This window comes from Xenophilus sp. (assembly GCF_044462705.1).
GTDB lineage: Bacteria > Pseudomonadota > Gammaproteobacteria > Burkholderiales > Burkholderiaceae_C > Xenophilus > Xenophilus azovorans.
Genome location: NZ_JBIQNC010000145.1, coordinates 1 through 9651 on the forward strand (window position 1 = coordinate 1; position 9651 = coordinate 9651).

A 9651-nucleotide genomic window follows, 5' to 3' on the forward strand; every position below is an offset into this window, starting at 1 on the left:
CTGTCGCGGCGGTTCAGCCAGCGGCTGGGGCAGTCGCCGCGGCAGTGGCTGGCGCAGCGGCCCTGAGCCGCGCCGCGCTCACCGGCCGACCCTCCGTCCTACGGACTGTGCCTTCGGACGGCCGGGCGGCGCTCACAGCAGCACGACGTCGTACTGCCCCTGCCCCATCGCCGGCTCGGCCTGCAGCGATATCGGCTTGCCGATGAAGTCCGACAGGCCCGCCAGGTGCTGGCTCTCCTCGTCGAGGAAGAGCTCGATCACCTGCGGCGGCGCGACGATGCGGAACTCGCGCGGGGTGAACTGCCGCGCCTCGCGCAGGATCTCGCGCAGCGCGTCGTAGGCCGTGGTGCGCGCGGTGCGCACGATGCCCTGGCCGCCGCAGGCCTCGCAGGGCTCGCACAGCATGTGGGCCAGCGACTCGCGGGTGCGCTTGCGCGTCATCTCGACCAGGCCGAGCTGCGAGAAGCCGCCGGCGGTGGTCTTCACGCGGTCGCGCGCGAGCTGCTTGCGGAACTCGGCCAACACCTGCTCGCGGTGCTCGTCGCGCGCCATGTCGATGAAGTCCACGATGATGATGCCGCCCAGGTTGCGCAGCCGGAGCTGCCGCGCGATGGCCTGCGCCGCCTCCAGGTTGGTCTTGAAGACCGTTTCGTCGAAGTTGCGCGCGCCGACGAAGCCGCCGGTGTTCACGTCCACCGTGGTCAGCGCCTCGGTCTGGTCGATGACCAGGTAGCCGCCCGACTTGAGCTGCACGCGCCGGCCCAGCGCCTGCGTGATCTCGTCGTCGACGTTGTAGAGGTCGAAGATGGGCCGCTCGCCGGTGTAGTGCTGCAGCTTGCCCGCCGCCTGCGGCATGAACTCGCGGCCGAAGCGCAGCAACTGCTCGTACTGCTCGCGCGAGTCGATGCGGATGCTGGTGGTCTCCTCGGTCGTCAGGTCGCGCAGCACGCGCTGCAGCAGGCTCAGGTCCTGGTGCAGCAGCGACATGGGCGGCATGCGCAGCGCCAGCTCGCGGATGCGCGACCAGGCCTTGCGCAGGTAGGCGATGTCGTCGCCCAGCTCGGCGTCGCTGGCGTCCTCGCCGTTGGTGCGCAGGATGAAGCCGCCATGACTCGACGCACCCTGCCCGCCGTCGCCCTGCGCCGCGGCCTCGGCCAGCGCCAGCAGCCGCTGTCGCAGCGCGTCGCGTTCGGCCAGCGGGATCTTCTGCGACACGCCGATGTGGTTGTCCTGCGGCAGGAAGACCAGCATGCGCCCGGCGATGCTGATCTGCGTGGACAGGCGCGCGCCTTTGGTGCCGATCGGGTCCTTGATCACCTGCACCAGCAGCGACTGGCCCTCGAAGACCTGCTTCTCGATGGGCACCTGCGCGGCGCGGCCGGGTTCGCGGTCGACGGGCGCGGCCGCCCCGCGCGAGCCGGGCGTGAAGGGCGCGACGAGGTCGGCCACGTGCAGGAAGGCGGTGCGCTCCAGGCCGATGTCGATGAAGGCAGACTGCATGCCCGGCAGCACGCGCTGGACCTTGCCGAGGTAGACGTTGCCGACCAGGCCGCGTTCCAGCGTGCGCTCCACGTGCAGTTCCTGCACCGCGCCGTGCTCGACGACGGCGACGCGCGTTTCCTGCGGCGACCAGTTGATGAGGATGTCCTGCATGTCTCGTTCAGAGGGCGAAGCCGGCGCGGCGCAGCAGTTGCGCCGTCTCGAAGGCGGGCAGGCCCATGATGCCCGAATAGCTGCCCGCCATGTGCTCGGCGAAGGCGCCGGCCCGGCCCTGGATGGCGTAGGCGCCGGCCTTGCCGAGCGGCTCGCCGCTGGCGACGTAGGCGGCGATCTGCGTGCGCGTCAGCGGTGCGAAGCGCACCTGCGAGACGCTCAGCGCCTGCAGGCGCCGCCGGCCGGACTGCACGGCCACGGCGGTCAGCACGCGGTGCGTGCGGCCGGCGAGCGAGGCCAGCATGCGCGCGGCGTCCTGCGCGTCCGCCGGCTTGCCGAGGATGCCGCGGCCCAGCGCCACGGTGGTGTCGGCGCACAGCACCGGCGCGGCCGGCAGAGCGCGCGCCTTCATCCGGCGCACGGCGGCATCGAGCTTGAGCGCCGTCACGCGCTGCACGTAGGCGCTGGCGGACTCGCGCGGCAGCACCGCCTCCAGCGCCTCGGCATCCTCGTCGGGCGTGGGCAGCAGCGGCCGGTGCGCGATGCCGAGCTGGTCGAGCAGTTGTGCCCGGCGCGGGCTCTGCGAGGCGAGGTAGACGAAGGCGGGCGCGTTCTTGCTATTCACGGTGGTACGGATGGCCGGCGTTGACGGACCAGGCGCGGTAGAGCTGCTCGGCCAGCAGCACGCGCACCATGGCGTGCGGCAGGGTCAGGTCCGACAGGCGGATGCGTTCATGGGCGGCGGCCTTGAAGCCGGGATCGAGGCCGTCGGGCCCGCCGATGACCAGTGCCACGTCGCCGCCCTCGCCCTGCCAGTGCGTCAGGCGCGCGGCCAGGGCCTTGGTGGTCAGGGCGGTGCCGCGCTCGTCCAGCGCGACGATGCGCGTGCCGCGCGGGATGGCCGCCTCGATGCGCTCGCGCTCGGCGGCCAGCAGCGTGTCAAGCGTCTTGCTGGCGCGCGGCTCGGTCTTGACGGCCTTGAGCTCGAGCTTCAGCTCGGGCGGAAAGCGCTTGGCGTAGTCGTCCCAGGCCGTCTGCGCCCAGTCGGGCACGCGCTGCCCGACGGCGACGACCCAGAGCTTCATGCCTTGCGGGCGGGCGCCTTCTTGGCGGCGGCCTTCTTCGCCGGCGCGGCCTTCTTCGCGGCCGGCTTCCCGGCGGCGGCCTTCCTGGCCGGCGCGGCCTTGGCGGCGGGCGCCTTCTTCGCCGGAGCCTTCTTCGTCGGGGCGGCCGGCGTCTTGGCGGCCGCGGTCTTCTTCGCCGCGGGCGCCTTGGCCGGCGCGGCGGCTGCGGCCTTGGCAGCGCCGGGGCCCCTGAGCTTCAGCGGCTTCTCGCCCCAGATCTCCTCCAGCCGGTAGTACTGGCGGATGGCCGGCTGCATGATGTGGGCGACGGCCGGGCCGCAGTCCACGATGATCCATTCGCCGTTCTCCTCGCCCTCGATGCGGGGCTTGGAGAAGCCGGCGTCCTTCACCGCCTCGCGCACGCTGGCGGCCAGGGCCTTGGTCTGGCGGTTCGAGGTACCGGAGGCGACGATCACCCGCTCGAACAGCGGCGAGAGGTGCTCGGTGTTGAAGACCTGGATGTCCTGCGCCTTGACGTCCTCGAGGCCATCGACGATGGCCCGTTGCAGTTTCTGGATGTCTTTCTTGGCGGCGGCTTCGGTGGCGAAGGAACTCATCAGGTCGTGCGATAGAGGTGGTGCTGGTCAATATAGCGTGCAACGGCGGGGGGAACCAGTCGGGACAGGTCCTCGCCCCGCGCGGCGCGCGCGCGGATGTCGGTGGCGCTGGCGGCGGTGGGCGCGAGGCCCAGCCGCTCGAAGCGCGCGCCGGGCGGCATGCCCGGCAGGGTGTGGGGGTCGAAGGGGTCGGCGGCGCCCCCCGGGCCGATGCGCTCGGCCACCAGGATCACGGCCATCGACAGGATCTCCTGCCAGCCGTGCCAGCTCGGCAGCGCGCGCACCTGGTCGGTGCCCAGCAGCAGCACGAGCTGCGCGTCGGGCCGCTCGGCCTGCAGCTCGCGCAGGGTGTCGATGGTGTAGGTGGGTCCGTCGCGCCGGGTTTCGCGCTCGTCCACCACCACGCCCGGCAGCTCGCCGAAGGCCAGCCGCGCCATCGCGATGCGGTGCACGGCCGGGCTGAGCGTGCGCGCCTTGTGCCAGGCGTGGCCGGTCGGGAAGACGCGCAGTTCCTGCAGCCGGCCCTGGGCCAGCGCCTCGCGCGCCAGCGCCACGTGCGTCAGGTGCGGCGGATCGAAGGCGCCGCCGAAGAAGCCGATGCGCGGCCGGCCGGCCTCGTTGCTCAGAGCCATTCGCGGCGCGGCAGGAAGTCGGTGTAGAGCCTCGCTTCGGGCGAGCCCGGCTCGGGCGCCCACTGGTAGGCCCAGCTCGCCTGCGGCGGCATCGACAGCAGGATCGACTCGGTGCGCCCGCCCGACTGCAGGCCGAAGTGCGTGCCGCGGTCCCACACCAGGTTGAACTCGACATAGCGGCCGCGCCGGTACAGCTGGAACGCCCGCTCGCGCTCGCCCCAGGACATGCCGCGGCGGCGTTCGACGATGGGCAGGTAGGCCGGCAGGAAGGACTCGCCGACCGACTGCAGCATCTCGAAGCTGCGCGCCATGCCCAGCTCGGCGAAGTCGTCGAAGAAGATGCCGCCGATGCCGCGCTGCTCGCCCCGATGCTTGAGGAAGAAGTACTCGTCGCACCAGGTCTTGAAGCGCGGGTACAGGCCGTCGCCGAAGGGGGCCAGCGCATCGCGGCAGGTGCGGTGGAAGTGCACCGCGTCCTCCTCGAAGCCGTAGTACGGCGTCAGGTCCATGCCGCCGCCGAACCAGCACACGGGCTCGGCATCGGCCGGCAGCGCGGCCAGCATGCGCACGTTCATGTGCACCGTCGGCACGTAGGGGTTGCGCGGATGGAAGACCAGCGACACGCCCATCGCCTCGAAGGGCGCGCCGGCCAGTTCGGGCCGGTGCTGCGTGGCCGAGGGCGGCAGCTTCGGCCCGCGCACCTGCGAGAAGCCGCAGCCGGCGCGCTCGAACAGCGCGCCGCCTTCCAGGATGCAGGTCAGGCCCTCGCCCTGCAGCGGCTCGCCGGGCGCCTTCTTCCAGGCGTCGCGCACCGCCGTGCCGCCGTCGGCGGCCTCCACCGCATCCATGATGCGCTGCTGCAGGCCGCGCAACCAGGCGCCCACCAGGGCCGGCTGGGAAACGGACATCAGCCGCCCTGCCCGCCGCGCGGCGCCACAGCGCGGTGGCCAATGTCCTTGCGGTACTGCACGCCGTCGAAGCGCACCTGCGCCGCGACCTCGTAGGCACGCTGCTGCGCCAGGCGGATGTTGTCGGCCAGCACGGTGACGCACAGCACCCGGCCGCCGCTGGTGACGAGCTGCCCGTCCTGCAGCGCCGTGCCGGCATGGAACACCACGGCATCGGGCGCCTCGGCCGGGATGCCGGCGATCGCGTCGCCCTTGCGCGGCGCGAGCGGATAGCCGTGCGCCGCCAGCACCACTCCTAACGCCACGCGGCGGTCCCACTGCAGCTCGACCTGGTCGAGCGTGCCGTCGGTGGCGTGCCACAGCACCTCGAACAGATCGGACTTCAACCGCATCATGATCGGCTGCGTCTCCGGGTCGCCCATGCGGCAGTTGAACTCCAGCGTCCTGGGGTGGCCGTCGCGGTCGATCATCAGGCCGGCGTAGAGGAAGCCGGTGTAGGGGATGCCGTCTTTCTCCATGCCCTTGATGGTGGGCAGGATGATCTCGCGCATGGCGCGGGCATGCACCTCGGCCGTGACCACCGGTGCCGGCGAGTACGCACCCATGCCGCCGGTGTTGGGGCCCTGGTCGCCGTCGAGCAGGCGCTTGTGGTCCTGGCTGGTGGCCAGGGCCGTCACGTTCTTCCCGTCGCACAGCACGATGAAGCTGGCCTCCTCGCCATCGAGGAACTCCTCGATGACGACGCGCGCCTTGCCCTCGTTGTGGCTGATGCCCAGCGTGTTGTCGACCAGCATGAAGTCGATGGCCTCGTGCGCCTCGGCCGGCGTCATCGCCACCACCACGCCCTTGCCCGCCGCCAGGCCGTCAGCCTTGACGACGATGGGCGCGCCCTTGGCGTCCACGTAGGCGTGGGCGGCGGCCGGGTCGTCGAAGGTCTCGTACTCGGCCGTGGGGATCTTGTGGCGCTTCATGAACGCCTTGGAAAACGCCTTGGAGCTCTCGAGCTGCGCGGCTGCCTTGGTGGGGCCGAAGATGCGCAGGCCGTGGTCGCGGAACTCGTCCACCACGCCGGCGGCCAGCGGCGCCTCGGGGCCGACCACCGTGAGGGCGATCTTCTCGGCCTGGGCCCACTCGCGCAGCTTCACCGGGTCGGTGATATCGACCGGGATGAAGCGCTTGTCCAGCGCCGTGCCGCCGTTGCCGGGCGCGACGTAGAGCTTCGAGACGCGCTCGGACTGCGACAGCCGCCAGGCCAGGGCATGCTCGCGGCCGCCGCCGCCGATGACGAGGACCTTCATTCCGCGATTTCCGCGTTGTGATAGACCTCCTGGACGTCGTCCAGGTCTTCGAGCATGTCGATGAGCTTCTGCATCTTCGCGCCGTCCTCGCCGGCCAGTTCGATGCTGTTCTCGGGCCGCATGGTCACCTCGGCGAATTCGGGCGTCAGGCCCGCAGCCTCCAGGGCGTTCTTCACCGCCTCGAAGTCGCCCGGCGCCGTCAGCACCTCGATGGCACCGTCGTCGCCGGTGATCACGTCCTCGGCGCCGGCCTCCAGGGCGACTTCCATCACCTTGTCCTCGCTGGTGCCGGGCGCCAGGATGATCTGGCCCACGTTCCTGAACTGGAAGGCCACCGAGCCCTCGGTGCCCATGTTGCCGCCGTACTTGCTGAACACGTGCCGCACCTCGGCCACCGTGCGCACCCGGTTGTCGGTCATGGTGTCGACGATGATGGCCGCGCCGCCGATGCCGTAGCCCTCGTAGCGGATCTCCTCATAGGTCACGCCCTCGAGGTTGCCGGTGGCCTTGTCGATGTTGCGCTTGATGGTGTCGGCCGGCATGTTGGCGGCCTTGGCCTTGTCCACCGCCAGGCGCAGACGCGGGTTGGCGTTCAGGTCGCCGCCGCCCTGGCGTGCGGCGACCATGATCTCGCGGATCACGCGCGTCCAGATCTTGCCGCGCTTCTCGTCCTGCCGGCCCTTTCTGTGTTGGATGTTTGCCCACTTGCTGTGTCCGGCCATGGCGCTGTGCTCGTTTCTCTCGGCTGACTGAAAAGGGGCGCGATTTTACGTCCGCCCACCGCGCCGGCGGCCTACATGGGCCTGTCAAGGGCGCTGGTGATAATCGGCGCCCTCGCCGCGAAGCAGATCCGGGCCTGCGCCCGATGCTTCGGCATACTCGCCTGCCATGTCCGCACGCCCGACGCCCCAGGATCCGCCCGCCACCGCCCTGCGCGTCGAGCGCAGGCCCCTCGCCCAGGTACGGGCCGAGGCGGCAGCCGGCCATCCACCGCCCTTCGCCGCCCTCGCCTACGGCGCCACCGGCCACGAGCCCTGGATGACCGGCGTGGCCGCCCACGTGCTGCTGGCCGGCGAGCCGCAGGCCGACGTATGGCGTGCCGGCGCAGCCGTGCAGTCCGGCACCACCGGCGTGGTGCGCTGGCGCACCGACGGCCAGTGGCTGCTGGGCGTGGTCGACCTGAGCGCGGCCGACGAGGCCGGTGGCCTGGAAGCGCTGGCCCACCGCGCGTACGCCAACGTGTTCCAGACCCTGGCGCAGTCCGGCTGCCCGCACCTGCTGCGCCTGTGGAACTACCTGCCGCGCATCAACGCCGAGGGCCACGGGCTGGAGCGCTACCGCGAGTTCAACGCCGGCCGCCAGCAGGCTTTCCTCGACGCCGGCTACGCCGCCTTCGACGGCGCGCCGGCCGCCTGCGCCCTGGGCATCCGCGATGGCGGCCTGTGCGTACGCTTCCTGGCCGGCCGGGCGCCGCCGGTGCCGGTGGAGAACCCGCGCCAGGTGTCGGCCTACCGCTATCCCGAGCGCTACGGCCCGCGCGCGCCGACCTTCTCGCGCGCCGCGCTGGCGCAGCTCGGCGGCGGCGAGGTGGCGCTGTTCGTCTCCGGCACGGCCAGCATCGTCGGTCACGAGACGGTGCACCACGGCGACGTGCCGGCGCAGCTGGCCGAGACCCTGGTGAACCTGCGCACCGTCGTCGGCGAGGCGAACCGCCGCACCACCGCCCGCTTCGCGCTGGAGGACACCGAGCCGGTCGTCTACGTGCGCCATCCGGCGGATGCCGGGGACATCCGCCGCCGGCTGGCCGAGGCGCTGGGCGCCGAATCACGCTTCATGCGCCAGGCGGTGTTCCTGGAGGCCGACATCTGCCGCGCCGACCTGCTGCTGGAGATCGAGACCCACGCCACGGCCCCGGGACGCCTCGATCCGACATGATGCGCGCCTACCGCCTGGCCAAGGCCGTCCTCCTCGCGCCGGTGCTCTACGTGCTGCTGCTCGGCCTGGGCCTGATGTCGCTGGCCTGGAACCTGGTGGCGATGCTGCTGTACCCGCTGCTGCCGCCCGCGCAGGGGCGCACGGTGGGCCGCGCCGGCATCGCCTACGGCTACCGCCTGTTCTGGGCCGTCGCCAGCGCGGTGGGCATGATGCGCATCGACGCCCGCTGCCTGCGCGCGCTGAAGGACGAGCCGGGCCTGGTCATCGTCGCCAACCACCCGACCATGCTCGATGCGCTGCTGCTGGTGGCGCACCTGCCGCGCAGCGCCTGCATCATGAAGGCCTCGCTGATGAAGAACATCTTCCTCGGGGCCGGCGCGCGGCTGGCGCGCTACATCCGCAACGACTCGGCGCGCACCATGGTCCGGCTGGCCGTGGACGACCTGCGCAGCGGCGGCCAGTTGGTGGTCTTCCCCGAGGGCACGCGCACCGAGGGCGACACGCTCAACCCCTTCCGCCCCGGCGTCACGCTGATCGCCCGGCGGGCCGGGGCGCCCATCCAGACCGTCTTCATCGACACCGATTCGCCCTACCTCGGCAAGGGCTGGCCGATCTGGCGCGTGCCGCCGCTGCCCATCGTCTTCCGCATGCGGCTGGGCGAGCGCTTCATGCCCACGGAAGGCAGCGACGCCATGCTGGCGAAAATCGAGAACTACTACAGACACCACATGGAGGCGGCGCCCCGAGGAACAGCGCCGGAGGCATGCCAGAACAACCATCGCGCACCCACCTGGTCCTGATCCCCAGCTACGACACGGGTGAACGCCTTTTCTCGACCGTCGCTGCGGCCCGCGCGCAGTGGAACCCCGTGTGGGTGGTGATCGACGGCAGCACCGACGGCACCGGCGAGCGGCTGGAAGCCCAGGCCGCAGGCGACCCCGGCCTGCGCGTGTTCCGCCTGCCGTCCAACCGGGGCAAGGGCGCGGCGGTGCTGCACGGCCTGCGCGCGGCGCGCGCCGCCGGCTTCACCCACGCGCTGACGATGGACAGCGACGGCCAGCACCCGGCCGACCTGATCCCCGCCTTCATGCAGGCGTCGCGGCAGCGGCCCGAGACGATGGTGCTCGGCCGGCCGGTCTTCGACGCCAGCGCGCCGCTGCTGCGCGTGCGCGGGCGCAAGGTCTCCAACAGCTGGACGCAGCTGGAAACCCTGTTCGCCGGCATCGGCGACTCGCTCTACGGCTTTCGCGTCTACCCGGTGGACGGGCTGCTGGCGGTGATGGAGAAGCAGCCCTGGATGCGCCGCTTCGACTTCGACACCGAGGCCGTGGTGCGCCTGGCCTGGCGCGGCGTCAAGCCGGTGAACATCGATGCGCCGGTGAAGTACCTGAGCGCCGAGGAAGGCGGCGTCTCGCACTTCCGCTACGGCCGCGACAACGCGCTGCTGACGTGGATGCACACGCGCCTGATGATCGGCTTCGTGCTGCGGCTGCCGATGCTGCTGTGGAAGCGCCTGCGCCGGCTGCCGCCCTTCCAGCCCTGAG

The 9651-nt window shown here is 71.7% G+C and carries 11 protein-coding genes; 3 read left to right on the forward strand and 8 right to left on the reverse strand.

The window, feature by feature from the left end; all coding sequences use genetic code 11:
- Nucleotides 1–132: 132 nt before the first annotated feature.
- Genes rng through ACIY1X_RS18865 form a run of 8 tightly spaced genes read right to left on the reverse strand, consistent with a single transcriptional unit; the run spans nucleotide 133 to nucleotide 6894 of the window.
- On the reverse strand, nucleotides 133–1653 hold the full coding sequence (rng, locus tag ACIY1X_RS18830) for a ribonuclease G (RefSeq protein ID WP_399683415.1): 1521 nt from the start codon (nucleotides 1651–1653) through the stop codon (nucleotides 133–135).
- Nucleotides 1654–1660: 7 nt separating this feature from the next.
- The gene (locus tag ACIY1X_RS18835; RefSeq protein ID WP_399683418.1) at nucleotides 1661–2278 is read right to left on the reverse strand and encodes a Maf family protein; all 618 of its coding nucleotides are present in this window, start codon (nucleotides 2276–2278) and stop codon (nucleotides 1661–1663) included.
- Entirely contained in the window at nucleotides 2271–2738 is a 468-nt protein-coding gene (gene rlmH / locus ACIY1X_RS18840; RefSeq protein ID WP_399683421.1) for a 23S rRNA (pseudouridine(1915)-N(3))-methyltransferase RlmH, read from the reverse strand. The genes ACIY1X_RS18835 and rlmH overlap by 8 nt, the downstream gene beginning before the upstream one ends.
- On the reverse strand, nucleotides 2735–3337 hold the full coding sequence (rsfS, locus tag ACIY1X_RS18845) for a ribosome silencing factor (RefSeq protein WP_399683448.1): 603 nt from the start codon (nucleotides 3335–3337) through the stop codon (nucleotides 2735–2737). The genes rlmH and rsfS overlap by 4 nt, the downstream gene beginning before the upstream one ends.
- Nucleotides 3334–3966, reverse strand: coding sequence for a nicotinate (nicotinamide) nucleotide adenylyltransferase (gene nadD, locus ACIY1X_RS18850; RefSeq protein WP_399683423.1), 633 nt, complete (start codon nucleotides 3964–3966; stop codon nucleotides 3334–3336). Before nadD ends, rsfS begins: the two co-directional genes overlap by 4 nt.
- On the reverse strand, nucleotides 3957–4874 hold the full coding sequence (hemF, locus tag ACIY1X_RS18855) for an oxygen-dependent coproporphyrinogen oxidase (RefSeq protein WP_399683425.1): 918 nt from the start codon (nucleotides 4872–4874) through the stop codon (nucleotides 3957–3959). The genes nadD and hemF overlap by 10 nt, the downstream gene beginning before the upstream one ends.
- Entirely contained in the window at nucleotides 4874–6172 is a 1299-nt protein-coding gene (gene purD, locus ACIY1X_RS18860; protein WP_399683428.1) for a phosphoribosylamine--glycine ligase, read from the reverse strand. The genes hemF and purD overlap by 1 nt, the downstream gene beginning before the upstream one ends.
- The gene (locus tag ACIY1X_RS18865) at nucleotides 6169–6894 is read right to left on the reverse strand and encodes a YebC/PmpR family DNA-binding transcriptional regulator (RefSeq protein ID WP_399683431.1); all 726 of its coding nucleotides are present in this window, start codon (nucleotides 6892–6894) and stop codon (nucleotides 6169–6171) included. Before ACIY1X_RS18865 ends, purD begins: the two co-directional genes overlap by 4 nt.
- A 166-nt stretch (nucleotides 6895–7060) precedes the next feature.
- Here ACIY1X_RS18865 and ACIY1X_RS18870 point away from each other — a divergent pair, with 166 nt between their 5' ends.
- The 3 genes from ACIY1X_RS18870 to ACIY1X_RS18880 are packed head-to-tail and all read left to right on the forward strand — an operon-like array spanning nucleotide 7061 to nucleotide 9650.
- The gene (locus ACIY1X_RS18870) at nucleotides 7061–8107 is read left to right on the forward strand and encodes a hypothetical protein (RefSeq protein WP_399683433.1); all 1047 of its coding nucleotides are present in this window, start codon (nucleotides 7061–7063) and stop codon (nucleotides 8105–8107) included.
- Nucleotides 8104–8907: a lysophospholipid acyltransferase family protein gene (locus ACIY1X_RS18875; RefSeq protein ID WP_399683434.1), complete on the forward strand. Its 804-nt coding sequence runs from the start codon at nucleotides 8104–8106 to the stop codon at nucleotides 8905–8907. Before ACIY1X_RS18870 ends, ACIY1X_RS18875 begins: the two co-directional genes overlap by 4 nt.
- Nucleotides 8871–9650 carry a glycosyltransferase family 2 protein gene (locus tag ACIY1X_RS18880; protein ID WP_399683436.1) on the forward strand — a complete coding sequence of 260 codons (780 nt, stop codon included), beginning with the start codon at nucleotides 8871–8873 and terminating at the stop codon, nucleotides 9648–9650. The genes ACIY1X_RS18875 and ACIY1X_RS18880 overlap by 37 nt, the downstream gene beginning before the upstream one ends.
- Nucleotide 9651 lies beyond the last annotated feature (1 nt).